Here is a 16,561-nt window from a genome sequence, read left to right as displayed (position 1 = left end):
TTCAAGGTTGCTGTGCCTTGCGTAGGTTTAATTAAAAAATAGAAATTTAAAAAGGATAAAAATGATAAAAAGTTATGTTTTAGGTTTTCCAAGAATTGGTGAAAAAAGAGAGTTAAAGCGTGCGTTAGAGGGCTTTTGGGCTGGCAAAGAGGGCTTTAGTGAAGAGAATTTGCAAGAGACTGCAAAGACACTTCGCCAAAGACACTGGAAATATCAACAAGACGCTGGTATTTCGGCTATTAGCGTTAATGATTTTTCATTTTACGACTTAATGCTTGATAACATCATCGCTTTTGGCGCTACACCTCCAAGATTTGCAAATTTAAGCGGCTCGGAGCAATATTTTGCTTGCTCAAGAGGTAACAAAAATGGCGTTGCGATGGAGATGACAAAGTGGTTTAACACAAACTACCACTACATCGTGCCAGAGCTTAGCAGCGAGAGTAAATTTAGCCTAAAAGCAGACAAAATTTTAAATGAATACAAAGAGGCGAAGGCTAACGGCGTAAAAGGCAAGGTAAATTTGATCGGCCCTATCACATTTTTGGCTCTTTCAAAGACGACTGACGGCAGCTGCCCATTTAAGCATCTTGACGCGCTTGTAGGCGAGTACAAAAAGTTACTTGAGCAAATTTCTAAGCTTGATGATGAAATTTTAGTGCAGTTTGACGAGCCGATCTTTGTAACTGACAAAAATGAAAGCGACCTTTTGCCACTTATCACAAAGGTTTATAACGAGCTAACAGGCGTTGCAAACAACATCAAGATCGTGTTTGCGACATATTTTGAGCATGCGATTAAAGCAGTTAGCGAAGTGGCTAAAACTAAAATTTACGGCATCGCACTTGACTTCATCCACGGCAAGAGAAATTTCGAAGCACTTGAGACTATCAAAAATAGCCATTTGACGCTATTTGCTGGCGTGATCGATGGCAGAAATATCTGGAAAAGCAACATCGATGAAAAAGTAAAACTTGTAGGTGAAATTTCAGAAAAAATAGGCGGCAAAGACTTTTACATCGGCACTTCATGCTCACTTCTACACGTGCCATACACTCTAAAATATGAAGAGAATTTAAACAAAGAGATCAAAAGCTGGCTAAGCTTTGCGGTTGAGAAGCTTGATGAGATCAAGATCATCACAAAACTAGCAAACGGCGAGAAGCTAAATGATGCTGAGGCTAAAATTTACGAAGAAAATAAAAATGCTGTTAAAACCCGCGCCACTTCAAAGCTCATCCACTCTGAAAGCGTTCAAAAACGTATCAAAAATTTAAGCAAATTTGAGCGTGACGAGAAATTTGAAGACCGCATCAAGATCCAACGCGAAACGCTAAAATACGGTATCTTACCAACAACAACGATAGGCAGCTTCCCTCAAACGGTTGATCTTCGCGTACTTCGCCAAAATTTTAAAAAAGGCGAGATCGACGCAGCCGCTTATGAAGCTGGCATCAAAAAATACATCGATCACTGCGTGAAATTCCAAGAAGATATCGGCCTAGACGTGCTAGTACATGGCGAGCCAGAGAGAAACGACATGGTTGAGTACTTTGGTGAGCAGATCAGCGGATATGCATTTAGCCAAAATGGCTGGGTACAAAGCTACGGCAGCCGCTGCGTCAAGCCACCACTTCTCTTTGGTGACGTAAGCCGCCCAGAGCCGATGACTGTTAAGTGGATGAAATACGCTCAAAGCATCACAAAACACGTAATGAAGGGCATGCTAACAGGTCCTGTGACTATGCTAAACTGGAGCTTTGTACGTGATGATCTGCCAAGAAGCGAGGTAGCAAAACAGCTCGCACTTTGTATCTATGACGAGATTGCAGACCTTCAAAACGCAGGCATCAGAGTGATCCAAGTCGATGAGGCAGCGTTTAAAGAGGGCTATCCGCTAAGAGCTGAAAATATACCAGCTTATGAGAAATTTGCGGTTGATTGCTTTAAGCTTTCAGTAAGCTCGGCTGAGGCAAAAACTCAGATCCATACTCATATGTGCTACTCTGAATTTAACGATATTATTAAGACCATTGAGGCAATGGACGCTGATGTTATTAGTATCGAGACTGCAAGAAGTGGCAACGAGCTACTTAAAATTTTCAAAGCCGTTGGCTACAAACAAGAGGTCGGACCTGGCGTTTACGACATCCATAGCCCACGCGTGCCAAGTGTCGAGGAGATCGTCGCTCAGATCAAAGCTCTGCTTGAAGTCTTGCCAAAAGAGCAGCTCTGGATCAACCCAGATTGTGGCCTAAAAACTAGAAAATGGGAAGAGGTCGAGCCAAGCCTTAAAAACATGGTAGAAGCTGTCAAGATCGTAAGAGATCTATAATCCAAATTTTAGCGTCTAGTAAGCCTAGGCGCTAAACTCCGTTTAAATTTCAAAAAAAGTTAGAAAATGTTAAAAGATAAGATCATAAACAATGAAAGTGGCATAGTGCTTTATGGCCTAACGCCTCCAAAGGCTGAATTTGAAGAAGCAAAGCTTAAAGAGATCGCCGCAAAGTGGAACAAGAGGATCACAGATGTGCAGGCTGATGGCTTGGTGCTTTACGAGATACAAGACGAAAGTAGCCGTATAAAAAGCGAGCGAACTTTTGAATTTAGCGATACATTAAGCCCTGAAATTTACTACTCAAAATATCTAAATTTAAAGACGCCAAGTATATTTTATAGGGTTGCTAATAAATATAACGAGAGTGAATTTAGAGCAAATTTAGCCAAAAGTAGTAGCGATATAAATGTTTTTGTTGGCGTTGCTTCTGGCAAGGTAGAGCCTAAAATGAGCTTAGAGCGTGCTTATGAGATCGCTAGAGATGAGTTTAAAGAGCTTGTAGTGGGCGGTGTTTGCATAGCTGAGAGGCATGCTAAAAAAGGCGATGAAGAGCAAAGGATGAGCCAAAAGGCCAAAATGGGGGCGAAATTTTTTATCTCGCAGGCAGTTTTTGATATAAATTTGGCTAAAAATTTACTAGAAAGCGTGGCAAAAAGCGGGTTAAATTTGCCTATTATTTTGACATTTACGACTTGTGGCACGCCAAAAACGCTAGAGTTTATCAAGTGGCTTGGAATAAGTGTTGATGAAAAGAGCGAGAAAAGGATGCTTGGGAGTGATGATCTTTTAGCTACAGCATCGCAGATTTGCCTTGAAAATTTTGCAGAGCTTTATGAATTTGCCAAAAAGCTTGGTATAAATGTCGGCGTCAATGTTGAAAGTGTAATGGCAAAAAGAGCTGAGATAGAAGCGAGCCTAGAGCTAACACACAAGATGAGAGAGGTGTTTTGATAGTTTAAAAGCTATTAAAACTTATATTTTAGATGATTTTAGTAAGTTCTTAGTCTTTTTTAGCTTTAATTATATAAGATTTTTAAGCTCATTTTAAAGTAGATAAAATTTATGACAAATATATTATTATGTGGTGGTTCTGGTACGAGGTTGTGGCCTGTTAGCAGGACTTTGATGCCAAAACAATTTATTAAATTATTTGACGATAGGTCACTTTTTCAGCTAACTGCACTACGAAATAGTGAAATTTGTGACAATACATTTGTGATTACAAATATCAATCACTACTACTTGGCAATGGATCAGATAGAAAATTTAAATATCACAAATTTCAAATATCTGCTCGAGCCAGTTGGTAGAAATACTGCACCAGCGATCACGTTAGCTTGCCTTGCACTTGATCTAAATGAGATTGTTTTAGTAACGCCATCGGATCATTTGATAAAGGATATTAAAGAGTATCAAAAGAGCGTAAAGGCAGCAAAAGAGCTAGCAGAGCAAAATTTCTTAGTTACTTTTGGTATAAAGCCAAAGTCGCCTGAGACAGGATTTGGATATATAGAGAGCTATAATGGCAATGTGAAGGCTTTTTATGAAAAGCCAGACTATGAAAGAGCGGTGAAATTTCTAAAAGATCAAAATTTCTACTGGAATTCAGGCATGTTTGTCTTTAAGGCAGGTGTTTTCTTAGATCAGATGAAAATTTTTGCCCCTGAGATACTTGAAGCATGTAAGCTAGCTTTCAATAACGCAAAAAAAGATGAATTTGATATTAAAATAGATACTACCGATATGCAAAATATCCCACAAAACAGTATAGATTATGCTGTGATGGAAAAGTCTGGTATCGTAAAAATGGTAGCACTAGATGCGTCTTGGAGTGATCTTGGAAGTTTTGATAGTTTGGATGAGCAGCTACCAAAAGATGCCAATGGTAATACAATAAATAGCGATCTGGTGCAGATAAATTCTCACAATAATCTAGTCCTATCTAGTGGCAAAAAAATAGCTTTAATAGATGTCGATGATCTAACTGTGGTTGATACAAAAGATGCTCTTTTAATATCTAAAAAATCATCTAGTCAAAAAGTAAAAAATGTGGTGGAAATTTTAAAAGAGGATAGCTCTGAGCTTTGTAATGCTCATGTTACGACAAATAGGCCTTGGGGAAACTATACTGTCCTTGAAAATCAAGATGGTTATAAGATAAAGATAATAGAGGTAAAACCTGGCAAAAGACTATCTTTGCAAAAGCATTTTCATAGAAACGAGCATTGGATAGTGCTGTCAGGTAGCGCCACCGTTACGATAGGTGAGACAACTAGACTCGTTTGTCCTAATGAGTCTATCTATATAAAAATGGGCGAAGTTCATAGGCTGTCTAATGAAGGAAAAATTCCTGTGGTTTTGATAGAAGCTCAGGTCGGTGAATACACAGGTGAAGATGATATAATTCGCCTAGATGATGATTTTAAAAGGTGATTTATGGATAAAAAAGTAGCATTAATAACTGGTATAACTGGTCAAGATGGATCGTATCTGGCGGAATTTTTACTAAAAAAAGGCTATATAGTCCATGGTGTAAAAAGGCGAACGAGCCTTTTTAATACAGATAGAATAGACCATCTTTATCAAGATCCGCATGTTGATAATAGAAATTTTTTCTTGCATTATGGTGATATGACAGACTCTATGAACTTAACAAGGATCATCCAAGAAGTACAGCCAGATGAAATTTACAACCTAGCTGCCATGAGCCATGTGCATGTTAGCTTTGAGACACCAGAATATGTCGCAAATGCTGATGGTACAGGCACTCTTAGATTGCTTGAAGCTATAAGGATATTAGGGCTTGAGAAAAAGACTAAAATTTATCAAGCCTCTACATCTGAGCTTTACGGAAAAGTGCAAGAGACGCCGCAAAGCGAAACGACTCCATTTTATCCAAGAAGTCCTTATGCGGTCGCAAAGATGTATGCGTACTGGATAACGGTTAATTATAGAGAGGCTTATGGCATTTTTGCTTGTAATGGTATATTGTTTAATCACGAATCACCAGTTAGAGGCGAGACTTTTGTCACTAGAAAGATCACAAGAGCAGCTAGTAAGATAGCGCTTGGGCTTCAAGATAAGCTTTATCTTGGAAATTTAGATGCCAAAAGAGACTGGGGGCATGCAAAAGATTATGTAAAGATGATGTGGATGATACTGCAAGCCCCAGAGCCAGAAGACTGGGTGATAGCAACTGGACAAACAACAGCGGTTAGAGACTTTGTAAAATTTGCATTTGCTTACGCTGGAATAAATTTGAGATTTGAAGGGGCTGGTGTAGATGAGGTAGGAGTCGTGGACTCACTAAATTTTGAAAAAGCAAAAGAGTTAAATTTAGATATATCACATTTAAGTATCGGGCAAACTGTGGTTTGTGTGGATCCAAGATATTTTAGGCCAACAGAGGTTGACTTACTGCTTGGAGATCCTAGTAAAGCAGAGAAAAAACTAGGCTGGAAGAGAGAATTTAACCTTCAAGATCTAGTAAACGATATGATGAAGTCGGATTTAAAGCTCATGACAAAAGATGTCTATCTAAAAGATGGCGGATATGAGACAATGAGCTATTTCGAGTAAGAAATGGATAAGAATAGCAAAATTTATGTAGCAGGACACAAGGGTCTGGTGGGCTCTGCTATAGTGAAAAATTTACGATCAAAGGGCTATGAAAATATAATCACAAGAACTCATGGCGAGCTTGATCTAATGGATCAAAAGGCAGTTTGTGAGTTTTTTGAAAAAGAAAAGCCTGAGTATGTAGTGCTAGCTGCTGCAAAGGTTGGTGGAATAGTGGCCAATAGCACTTATAGGGCTGATTTTATATATGAAAACTTACAAATTCAAAATAATGTGATCCATCAAAGCTATCTGCATAAGGTAAAAAAACTATTATTTCTAGGAAGCACTTGCATATATCCTAAAAATGCCCCACAGCCAATGAGCGAAGAGGTGCTTTTGACATCTCCACTTGAATACACAAATGAGCCATACGCAATAGCTAAAATAGCTGGCATGAAGATGTGTGAGAGCTATAATTTACAGTACGGCACAAATTTTATATCTGTTATGCCTACAAATTTATATGGTCCAAACGACAACTTTGATCTAGAAACCTCGCATGTTTTGCCGGCGCTTATAAGAAAGATACACCTAGCAAAACTTTTAAGCGAAGAAAAATTTGATGAAGTGGTAAAAGATATAAAAGCAAAAGATACAAACGAAGGCATAACTTGTCTTAGTAAATTTGGCATTTCAAAAGAGCGAGTAGAAATTTGGGGCACAGGAAAACCTAGACGAGAGTTTCTGCACTCAGAAGATATGGCTGATGCTTGTGTATTTTTATTGGAAAATAGAGATTTTAAAGATACTTATGATAAAAATAGCAAAGAGATAAGAAATACTCATGTAAATATAGGTACGGGCAAAGATATCTCTATAAAAGAGCTAGCAAATTTAGTTAAAAATATAGTTGGTTTTAAAGGTGAGCTATGCTTTAATGATAGCAAGCCCGATGGTACGATACTAAAACTAACAGACCCATCTAAGCTCCACTCTCTTGGTTGGAAACATAAAATAGAGCTTGAAGATGGAATAAAAACACTTTATGAGTGGTATTTGAAAATAAATGATAGATAAAATAATATCATTAAAAAATCATCAAGGCTTTATGAAGTATTTTAAAAATACATCATGGCTTTTTTTTGAAAAAATACTTCGTATGTTTGTTGGGCTTTTTGTGGGGATTTGGGTGGCTAGATACTTGGGTCCTGAGAGGTTTGGACTTTTTTCATATGCTCAAAGCTTTGTAGGGCTTTTTGTTGCCATTGCTACGCTCGGACTTGATGGTATAGTAGTAAGGGAGCTAGTAAAGGATGAAAGTAGAACAAATGAGCTAATAGGTACTGCTTTTTACCTTAAGCTCATCGGTGCTATTTTGACGCTATTAGTTTTGGTAATTGCTACCCAGTTTACTTCAAATGATAGGTATACAAATTTATTAGTATTTATCATAGCTAGCGCTACTATATTTCAATCATTTAATGTAGTAGATATGTATTTTCAATCAAAAGTTTTATCAAAATATGTAGTGTTTTCTAATATTATCTCTCTTTTTATAAGTAGTATAGTAAAGATTACACTCATCTTGATTAACGCTCCACTTGTAGCTTTTGCATGGGCTATTTTATTTGATAGTATAGTTTTGGCTATGGGTTTTATTTATTTTTTTCTAAAATATTCAACTTGTGAGATAAAAAAAATAAAATTTAATAAGACTATCGCCATATCCCTCCTAAAAGATAGCTGGCCACTTATCCTAAGTGGAGTTGTGGTATCTATATATATGAAAATAGATCAGGTTATGATTCAAGAGATGCTAGGAAGTGAGGCTGTTGGACAGTATGCTGCGGCAACTAGGTTAAGTGAGATTTGGTATTTTATACCTACTGTAGTTGCATCAAGTCTATTTCCTGCAATAGTAAATGCAAAAAGACAAAGTGAAGAGCTTTATTATGATAGACTTCAAAAGCTTTTTGACCTTGTTGTATGGATAGCCATTGCAATAGCGCTACCAATAACTTTTTTATCTGATATGATAGTAAATATGCTTTATGGAGAACAATATAATCAAGCAGCAAGTGTATTGATGATACATATTTGGGCAAGTATATTTGTTTTTTTAGGAGTTGTAAGCGGGAATTGGTATATAAATGAAAATTTACAGTTGCTAGCATTTTGGCGGGCTTTTTATGGAATGATTTCAAATATATTTTTAAATTTACTATTGATTACAAAATATGGAATTCAAGGTGCTGCTATAGCAACACTAATTAGTTATATGATTGTTGACTTTATATCTGATATTGTTAATTGCTATTCTAGAAGAATTTTTTTTATGAAGCTAAATACAATTAATCCAAGGAGAATATGGTGATTAGAAAGATAATAGGGAAAATTTATTCCTATATGAGTTAAAAAATAGTTAAATAATTCAAAATATTGGTTTGTGATTATTCTCAATATAGTGCTATAAAAATGGGATTCTATAGATGGTTATGCCAATAAAATACCTTGGTACACGTATCCTGCTATAGGATTCTTAAACACTTTTGACCTTTCCGAAAATCTTTATTGAATTTGGAAACAGTAATTCATCAACGTATTGGGTAAAAAGTTAAGGACATGATTTCTGTTGAATATGATAAATAAAGCTTTAAAAAAAGTAAATCCTAATCTCAACAACAATCAAACTTTACTACATAGAGAAGATAGTGAATATTATAAAAAGTCCATATTTGATAAAAAATTTGATATAGTTATAATAGATGGTATTAGAAGACCTCAATGTTCAAATCTAATTAAAAAATACTTAAATTATCAATCTGATGTGTAGGTATTGCGGTATTAGATAATTATTGATTGGCTCAGAGAAATGTTAAAATATTTAAGAGAAAAACTAGACTTCTTGGAGATTTATTTTCATGGTTTCGGTCCTATAAATGTGACTTCTGTATTTATAACAAGAAATTTTAGATTTAAACCAATTGATAACATACAGCCTATTTTTTCTGTATCAGCTATCAAATATAGTGTAGAATAAATATTGCTACAACAAATACTTAAAAAATTTTTACCTAAAACATTAAAAGAAAAATTATTGAGTTTGGAAATAATAATTTAGTATGGATATGCAATAAAATCATATTCCCAAGAGAGTGAAGATATAATTTTGGGAAGATTATTCGTAGAACAAAATTTGGTTTTATGTAGATGTGGGTACTTATCATCCCAAGCGTTCTTCAAATATATTATTTTTATAAAAAAGATGGAGAGGTATATAGTATAATTGCTTTTGATAAATTTCGTCCAAGAGATATAAATATTGAAACTACAATACTTGAGGATATTCTTGAAAGAAATTTGCAAAAACCAGGATATAGATTTTTTATCGGTAGATGTTGAAGGACCGGATCTTATGGCTTTAAGATCAAATAACTTTGAAAAATACAAACCAAAAATAGTTTTGATAGAAATTTTAGGAAATAGTTTTAGTGAAATTGAAAACAATAAAATAGCTGATCATTTAAATCAATACGGCTACTCCATCTTTACAGAGACTATTAATACTGTATTTTTATAAATAGTAGTTTTAAAAAAGATAGGTTTTTGTAGTCTTATGATTTAATATCTGTATTGGTCTATAAAGTAATTATGTGAAGGATCTTTAAAAATATATGTGTGGAATATTAGGAACAATACCATCTTCAAATGAAACCGAATTTAAAAGTGCCTTAAATAGATTAGAGCATAGAGGTCCCGATGGTTTTGGGATAGAAACAATTGAAAATAGTATTACATTGGGACATAGGAGACTTGCTATTGTGGATTTGTCAAATGGTGCTCATCAGCCAATGTATGATAAAATAAAAAGATATTGTGTGATTTTTAATGGTGAGATATATAATTTTTTGGAAATTAAAAAAGAGCTAGAAGCAAAAGGACATACATTTTGTTCATTATCGGATACAGAAGTTTTGCTTTATTCTTATATAGAGTGGGGTGAAGAGTGTGTCTTAAAATTTAATGGAATGTGGGCTTTTGCTATATGGGATAATCAAAAAAAAGAGCTTTTTTTATCCAGAGATAGATTTGGTAAAAAACCACTTTTTTATGCCTCAACTGATGGTAAATTTATATTTGCCTCAGAAATGAAGGCCATCTATCCATTTTTAAAAGAAATAAAACCATCACAAGATTTCCACTGGATGAAAGATAATATTTTTTCATATGAAGCAACCGAAAAATGTTTGATAGATGGAATTAAAAGATTTCCATTTGGACATAATGGAATTTATAAAAATGGGAATTTAACAATAAAAAGATACTGGAACACGCTTGATAATATTGTAGACCCACCCAAAACATATGATGCTCAAGTAGAGCGATTTAGGGAATTGTTTTTAGATGCTTGCAAGATCAGGATGAGAGCAGATGTACCTATAGGAACAGCCCTTAGTGGAGGGCTTGATAGTAGTGTAACTATTTCAGCCATGGCTCATCTATCAAAATCTCATGTTGATTATGGCAAGAATGACTGGCAACATGCTTTTGTTGCATCTTTTCCAGGTACTCCACTTGATGAAACGCATTTTGCAAAAATGGTTGTTGATCATATAGGAATTGAAGCTACTTATATAAATATTGAACCTCTTAAATATTGGAATAATCTAGAAAAATATTTTTATATGTTTGAGGATTTATATATAACTAGTCCGATTCCAATGATGGCTACATATGGAGCTGTAAAAAAACATGGAACGACAGTAACGTTAGATGGGCATGGAGCAGATGAGCTTTTTAGTGGCTATGGGCATTTAGTTGAAGCCTTATGGAATAGCAAATTTTCGATAAAAAATAGTATTGATATACTTAATACCTATCAAGAGACATTGGGCAATGGAGCACAGTTTGATAGGAATAGTAATTTTAATATATATGTTAAATTTATGATAAAGAAAATAGCAAAAATAATTTTTGGAAAAGAAATTAGGTCAAAAGATGCCAACCATAAAAATTTTAAAAAACTTGATAGCTTTTCTCAGCAACTATATATAATTTTTCATGAAACGATATTGCCAACCTTGCTTAGGAATTATGATAGGTATTCTATGACAAATAGCGTAGAGATAAGGATGCCTTTTATGGATCATAGGATCGTCTCTTTTGTAACATCTTTACCGTATTCTAGTAAATTTGGAAATGGCTATACAAAAAAGCTCATAAGAGATGCTATGGATCCTTATATGCCAAAAGAGATAACATGGAGAAAGTCTAAGATCGGATTTAACTCTCCAATAGTTGATTGGATGCAGGGCGATTTAAAGGAATGGTTTTTGGATACGGTTCATGAAAAAGGCTTTATGGAATCTAGCTTGATAGACAATCCATCTAAGCTTCAAAGACAAATTTCGAGTATCGTAAATAAAAATACAAACAGCTATGTGTTAGCTGAAAATTCTTGGAAGAATTTAACACCATATATTTGGGAAAAAGCAATTAAAAAATTTGGGGCTGGCAATAATGCAACAAAGTGATATAAAATCGTATAATTTAGCACCAATAGTGCTATTTGTCTATAATAGATTAGATCATACAAAGCAGACTATAGAAGCTTTGCAAAAAAATGAAATTTCAAACAAAAGTGATCTTTTTATATATTCTGATGCGGCTAAAAACGAAGGGTCAAAACAAAAAGTAGCAGAGGTAAGAGAATATATAAAAAGTATAAATGGATTTAAAAATATTACAATCATTGAAAGAGAAAAAAACTATGGTCTTGCAAATAGTATCATAGACGGTGTTACAAAAATTGTAAATGAATATGGCAAAATAATTGTTCTTGAGGATGACTTAATAACAAGTCCGAATTTTTTAAAGTTTATGAATGAGGCGTTGGAAATTTATAAAAATGAGGACAAAGTATACAGTGTTACTGGATATTCTTTTACTGATAATATATCGGATATCGAAAGTAGCTATTTTTTGAAACTTACTAGCTCTTGGAGCTGGGGTACTTGGGCGGATAGATGGCAACAATTTAAACGAGATAAAAAAGATCTGGAGCAAATTATCAGTAGCTCAATACAAGAAAAAAGTCTTTTTAATTTCGATGATTCTTATGATTATATCAGCATGACTAAGATGCAGATCGATAGTAAAATAGATTCGTGGGCGATTTATTGGTATCTGTATGTATTTAAACAAAATGGACTTACACTATATCCTGCTAAGAAGTTAGTGAAAAATATTGGGTTTGATGGAAGTGGAACTCACTGTTCTTCCTCGGAACATGAGGATGAACTAGTAAATTTTTATCCTAGTTTTACAAAAGATATTATTGAAAAGATAATAAATAGAAATGTAGTGTCTAGTATATTAAGAGAAAAAAATAGAATAAGCATAAAAAGAAAAATAATAAATAAACTAAAAAAACATTTATCTCAAAAACAAAAACAGATTTTATTAATACTATTTTCGAAGGCACAATTACTCTTTCATAAAAAAGACATAGGCAAAAATACATATATCGATAAAACAGTGCATGTAACAGGCTGGAAAAATATCTTAATAGGGAATAATACTGGTATCAGCGAATACACTTGGATAAATGTAAATAAAAGGTTGGGAGACAATAAGCATATTATAATTGGCAACAACTGTTATATTGGCAGAAGGAATTTTTTTAGCTCAGGATTATTAATAAAAGTATCAGATTATTTTATGAGTGGCATTGATTGTAAATTTATGGGAAGCGACCATATTTTTAGAAATCCTTTTATACCATATATTGCTACTGGAACAACTATGGAAAAAAAAATTATTATTGAAACCAATGTATGGCTAGGCGCTGGAGTGAGTGTTATTGGAAATTTAACAATAGGTAGAGGCTCTATAATAGGTGCTGGAAGTTTGGTTAACAAAGACATACCACCTTTTAGTGTTGTTGTTGGGAGCCCTTGTAAAGTTACAAAAAGATATGACTTTGGTGCCGGAAAATGGGTAGGAATAGACGAATATGATTTCAATAATGATTCATTGATTCCAACAGAAGAGGAGTATGCAAATCAATTAAAACAAAATTTTCCAAATGTTATCATTCCATTTGTTGCATGTGGAAAAAATAAAGGTGATTTGTTTTGAAAAAAATATTAATTACTGGAGCCAAGGGTTTTTTGGGTTCAAATGTAGCACATTATTTTAAAACTCTAGGATACCAGACATATGGTATAGGACATGGTGGACTGTCCATAGAAGAGTCGAAAGAGATTGGGCTTGACTACTGGAAAAAGGATGATGTGTCGATAAAGGCAATTTTGGAATTCGAACAAGTTTTTGATGTTATAGTGCATTGTGGCGGTAGTGGCTCTGTCGGTTTTTCTGTTAAATGTCCATACGAAGATTTTAAAAAAACAGTAAATGGTACACTTGAAGTCTTAGAATATATAAGGGTGTATAACAATAATTCCCATCTTATCTACCCATCAAGTCCAGCAGTACAGGGCGAATGTGAGGATAAGCCGATCGCAGAAGAGTATTTTGGAAGACCAGTTTCTCCTTATGGGTATCATAAAAAAATAGTCGAGGATCTATGTCAGAGCTATAGTGAAAAATTCGGTTTAAATATTTCTATAATAAGACTCTTTTCAGTATACGGAAATGGTCTTAAGAAGCAGTTGCTTTGGGATGCTTGCCAAAAAATATTAGATAGTAGTGATGAGGCCGTCTTTTGGGGCACGGGGAAAGAGACAAGGGATTTTATACACATAAGTGATGTTTTGCGTTTAGTTGATATGTTGTTAAAAAAAGATGAGAAATTTTATATCATAAACGGTGGAACTGGTGTAAAGCATACCATAAAAGATGTAGTAGAAATGATAAGAAATCTAGTAAATCCAAATATTAATATAAAATTTAATAATCAAGCGAATGTAGGAAATCCAATGTACTACTGGGCGGATACACACAAGCTAGAAAAAAATGGTTTTAAGGCGGATAAAAATTTAAAACAAGAGATAATAAACTATGTAGAGTGGATAAAGGGACTGGATGATTAAAGTTGGATTTATAGGTAGTGTGTCAAAAGAATGGATGGGCGGATTAAACTATTTTAAAAACTTACTTTTTGCTATAAATTCTATAGAAAAAAAAGAGCTTGAAGTATTTGTTTTTGTTGGTAAAAAAATAGATATAGAAACAAAAAGAATGTTTCAAGAATATGCAGCTGTAATAGAAGATAGCATATTTGACAGAAAAAGTATAAAATGGTTTCTTAGCAAAATAGAACGAAAAATATTTAAAACAAATATTTTGCTTGAAAATATCCTTAAAAAACATGGTATACAAATACTTTCTCACGCATCTATAACAAATTTAAAGACGATAAAAACTATAAATTGGATACCTGATTTTCAACATATTCATTTACCTCAAATGTTTTCTGAAAAAGAGATACGAAATAGGAATAATGATTTTTTAAAGTTAATAAGAGATAGTGATCTAATTGTTCTTAGCAGTTTTGATGCATTAAAAGATATGAAAAAATTTGCACCTAATTATGAAGACAGGGCAAGAGTTTTGCAATTTGTTTCGCAACCAAATAGTAGATATTTTGAACTAGACGAACATGATAAAAGTTTGTTATTGCAAAAGTATGGAATAAAAGATGATTTTTTTTATATACCAAATCAATTTTGGAAGCATAAAAATCACATGATGATGTTTGAGGCCATTAGTGAATTAAAAAAAGATGGCATTGAGATTAATATTGTTTGTACTGGGTATCTAGGTGATTATAGAAATAAAACATATATTGATGATGCAAGGGAATTTATAAAATCAAATAATCTTGAAGATAATATAAAACTTTTGGGTCTTGTGGATTATGAAGATGTTTTTGCATTAATTAAATTCTCAAAAGTGGTGATAAACCCATCTTTGTTTGAGGGTTGGAGCTCTACGGTTGAAGAGTGTAAAAGTATAGGAAAAAATATGATCTTGTCTGATTTGGATGTGCATAAAGAACAATATCCAAACGCAGTTTTTTTTGAAAGAGATAGTATTGAGTCTTTAAAAGAAGTAATAAAATTTTATAAGATAGAAAATGAGAGTAATGTAGAGCCATTAGAAGTAAGGACAAAAAAATTTGCAAATATTTACTCTTCAATTTGTAGAGAAGCTTTAACTTACTAGGGCATAACAATGAATAAAGATATCTACTATAAAAATTATGAAGAAAGACCCACAAGACTTAGTATAATTACTGCAACTTATAATGCAGAAAAATTCTTGCCTAGATTGATAAAAAGTCTGCAAGAGCAAGTCGATAAAGATTTTGAGTGGATCATTTCTGATGGAGCGTCTAGCGATAAGACTTTAGAAATTTTAAAAAATACTGGTGGGATAAATATAAAAGTAATTTCGGGCGAAGACTTTGGGATTTATGATGCTTTAAATAGAGGCATAAAAGCTTGTAATGGAGAATTCTATCTTGTTATCGGTGCTGATGATGAGCTTTATCCAAATGCTATTCAAGATTATAAGAAAGCCATGGGGGATGGTGTAGACATAGTAACAGCTTGTATTGATACTAATAATGGCAAAATTGAGCCAAATAGTGGTCCAAAATGGCTTAAAGGACAATTCCGCTATATTTCAGGGCATGCTGTAGGCTCAATATACCGCACAAGTCTTCATCAAAAACTTGGTTACTATTCAAGAAAATTTCCAATAGCAGCAGATCAGCTATTTGTACTAACTGCTGCAAATTATGGAGCAAAGATAAAAGCTGTAAAAAGTGTTGTCGGTAAATTTTCAAATGATGGAGTTAGTAGTATTGATATATTAGGAACTCTTTGCGAATTTTATAGAGTTCAAATAGCCATGGGTGAAAATAAATTTATGCAAACTACTCTATTTATTTTAAGACTTATTAAAAATTTTAGAAAATTATAAAGATATATAAATGAAAGATTATGATATATCCATAATAGTGCCTATTTATAATGTGGAGAAATATATAAAAAAGTGTGTAACTACGCTTTTAGAGCAAGACTATAACAATATAGAGTATATTTTTGTAAATGATTGCACTCCAGATAGTTCTATGAAAATTTTGAAGGACATTATTGAAAGATACCCAAATAGAAAAGATGATATAAAAATTATCAACAATATAAAAAATAGTGGATCAAGTCTTACTAGAAAATATGGTTTGGATGCTTCAAATGGTAAATATGTTTTGTTTGTAGATAGTGATGACTGGATTAATATTGATATGGTAAGTAAGATGTACAACGCCGCAGAATCTAATGATGCTGATATAGTTTGTTGTGATATGATTTTGCATTATAAAAGTAGGCAGGTATATAAAAAAGATAGATATAGAGATGTAAAAAATAATGACAAACTCAAGGCATTGGTTGGTGGATATATTTTACCGTCCATGACTAATAAATTAATAGAACGAAAACTTTTATTAAATATTGTTTTTAAAGAATTTCAATTTGGTGAAGATGTTTATATAATGACTCAATTATTCTATTTTTCTAAGAATACAATATATATTCCAGAGGCTTTTTTTCACTATAATAAGCTAAATTACCATAGTCTATCTACTAAAATTGATATTAGAACAGTAGCCGACATAAAAGACATGTATAAATC

Annotated in this window: 14 protein-coding genes; all 14 read left to right on the top strand. The window is 33.4% G+C overall.

Features of this window, described 5'->3' with window-relative positions; translation table 11 throughout:
• Nucleotides 1-61: 61 nt before the first annotated feature.
• A complete protein-coding gene (gene metE / locus CYP28_RS00765) occupies nucleotides 62-2,335 on the top strand; it encodes a 5-methyltetrahydropteroyltriglutamate--homocysteine S-methyltransferase (RefSeq protein ID WP_103592732.1) in 2,274 nt (757 codons plus the stop codon).
• A 66-nt stretch (nucleotides 2,336-2,401) separates the two neighbouring features.
• Nucleotides 2,402-3,289 (top strand): DNA-binding protein, encoded by an 888-nt coding sequence (locus CYP28_RS00760; protein ID WP_103592731.1) that lies wholly within the window; start codon nucleotides 2,402-2,404, stop codon nucleotides 3,287-3,289.
• Nucleotides 3,290-3,400: 111 nt separating this feature from the next.
• Nucleotides 3,401-4,771, top strand: coding sequence for a mannose-1-phosphate guanylyltransferase/mannose-6-phosphate isomerase (locus tag CYP28_RS00755; protein WP_103592730.1), 1,371 nt, complete (start codon nucleotides 3,401-3,403; stop codon nucleotides 4,769-4,771).
• A 3-nt stretch (nucleotides 4,772-4,774) separates the two neighbouring features.
• Nucleotides 4,775-5,917, top strand: coding sequence for a GDP-mannose 4,6-dehydratase (gene gmd / locus CYP28_RS00750; RefSeq protein ID WP_085657999.1), 1,143 nt, complete (start codon nucleotides 4,775-4,777; stop codon nucleotides 5,915-5,917).
• A 3-nt stretch (nucleotides 5,918-5,920) separates the two neighbouring features.
• On the top strand, nucleotides 5,921-6,976 hold the full coding sequence (locus CYP28_RS00745) for a GDP-L-fucose synthase family protein (protein WP_103592729.1): 1,056 nt from the start codon (nucleotides 5,921-5,923) through the stop codon (nucleotides 6,974-6,976).
• Entirely contained in the window at nucleotides 6,966-8,273 is a 1,308-nt protein-coding gene (locus CYP28_RS00740) for a flippase (RefSeq protein WP_242047028.1), read from the top strand. Before CYP28_RS00745 ends, CYP28_RS00740 begins: the two co-directional genes overlap by 11 nt.
• 836 nt (nucleotides 8,274-9,109) lie before the next feature.
• Complete coding sequence (locus CYP28_RS10480) at nucleotides 9,110-9,301, top strand: hypothetical protein (RefSeq protein WP_219810747.1); 192 nt, start codon at nucleotides 9,110-9,112, stop codon at nucleotides 9,299-9,301.
• Nucleotides 9,222-9,479: an FkbM family methyltransferase gene (locus CYP28_RS10475; RefSeq protein ID WP_343219154.1), complete on the top strand. Its 258-nt coding sequence runs from the start codon at nucleotides 9,222-9,224 to the stop codon at nucleotides 9,477-9,479. The genes CYP28_RS10480 and CYP28_RS10475 overlap by 80 nt, the downstream gene beginning before the upstream one ends.
• A gap of 94 nt (nucleotides 9,480-9,573) precedes the next feature.
• Nucleotides 9,574-11,433, top strand: coding sequence for an asparagine synthase (glutamine-hydrolyzing) (asnB, locus tag CYP28_RS00725; protein ID WP_103592727.1), 1,860 nt, complete (start codon nucleotides 9,574-9,576; stop codon nucleotides 11,431-11,433).
• Nucleotides 11,420-13,039, top strand: coding sequence for a glycosyltransferase (locus CYP28_RS10730; RefSeq protein ID WP_103592726.1), 1,620 nt, complete (start codon nucleotides 11,420-11,422; stop codon nucleotides 13,037-13,039). Before asnB ends, CYP28_RS10730 begins: the two co-directional genes overlap by 14 nt.
• Nucleotides 13,036-13,953: an NAD-dependent epimerase/dehydratase family protein gene (locus CYP28_RS00715; RefSeq protein WP_103592725.1), complete on the top strand. Its 918-nt coding sequence runs from the start codon at nucleotides 13,036-13,038 to the stop codon at nucleotides 13,951-13,953. Before CYP28_RS10730 ends, CYP28_RS00715 begins: the two co-directional genes overlap by 4 nt.
• Nucleotides 13,946-15,088, top strand: a complete 1,143-nt coding sequence (locus CYP28_RS00710) for a glycosyltransferase family 4 protein (RefSeq protein ID WP_103592724.1) — start codon at nucleotides 13,946-13,948, stop codon at nucleotides 15,086-15,088. The genes CYP28_RS00715 and CYP28_RS00710 overlap by 8 nt, the downstream gene beginning before the upstream one ends.
• 9 nt (nucleotides 15,089-15,097) lie before the next feature.
• Nucleotides 15,098-15,850 (top strand): glycosyltransferase, encoded by a 753-nt coding sequence (locus tag CYP28_RS00705; RefSeq protein ID WP_103592723.1) that lies wholly within the window; start codon nucleotides 15,098-15,100, stop codon nucleotides 15,848-15,850.
• Nucleotides 15,851-15,860: 10 nt separating this feature from the next.
• Nucleotides 15,861-16,561, top strand: a 701-nt coding sequence (locus CYP28_RS00700) for a glycosyltransferase family 2 protein (RefSeq protein WP_103592722.1), incomplete at its 3' end; no start/stop codon positions are given.

It is taken from the genome of Campylobacter concisus (genome assembly GCF_002914195.1).
In the GTDB taxonomy this organism is placed as follows: Bacteria; Campylobacterota; Campylobacteria; order Campylobacterales; family Campylobacteraceae; genus Campylobacter_A; species Campylobacter_A concisus_M.
The sequence above is the reverse complement of the archived record's forward strand: the minus strand, read 5'-3'. Positions and strand labels throughout refer to the sequence as shown.

Bases quoted from the DNA above. Each gene is read 5' to 3' on its own strand.
- CYP28_RS00755 (WP_103592730.1), top strand. From the start codon at position 3,401: ATGACAAATATATTATTATGTGGTGGTTCTGGTACGAGGTTGTGGCCT.
- CYP28_RS10480 (WP_219810747.1), top strand. From the start codon at position 9,110: ATGTGGGTACTTATCATCCCAAGCGTTCTTCAAATATATTATTTTTAT.
- CYP28_RS00740 (WP_242047028.1), top strand. From the start codon at position 6,966: ATGATAGATAAAATAATATCATTAAAAAATCATCAAGGCTTTATGAAG.
- CYP28_RS00745 (WP_103592729.1), top strand. From the start codon at position 5,921: ATGGATAAGAATAGCAAAATTTATGTAGCAGGACACAAGGGTCTGGTG.
- CYP28_RS10730 (WP_103592726.1), top strand. From the start codon at position 11,420: ATGCAACAAAGTGATATAAAATCGTATAATTTAGCACCAATAGTGCTA.
- CYP28_RS00705 (WP_103592723.1), top strand. From the start codon at position 15,098: ATGAATAAAGATATCTACTATAAAAATTATGAAGAAAGACCCACAAGA.
- metE (WP_103592732.1), top strand. From the start codon at position 62: ATGATAAAAAGTTATGTTTTAGGTTTTCCAAGAATTGGTGAAAAAAGA.
- CYP28_RS00710 (WP_103592724.1), top strand. From the start codon at position 13,946: ATGATTAAAGTTGGATTTATAGGTAGTGTGTCAAAAGAATGGATGGGC.
- CYP28_RS00760 (WP_103592731.1), top strand. From the start codon at position 2,402: ATGTTAAAAGATAAGATCATAAACAATGAAAGTGGCATAGTGCTTTAT.
- gmd (WP_085657999.1), top strand. From the start codon at position 4,775: ATGGATAAAAAAGTAGCATTAATAACTGGTATAACTGGTCAAGATGGA.
- asnB (WP_103592727.1), top strand. From the start codon at position 9,574: ATGTGTGGAATATTAGGAACAATACCATCTTCAAATGAAACCGAATTT.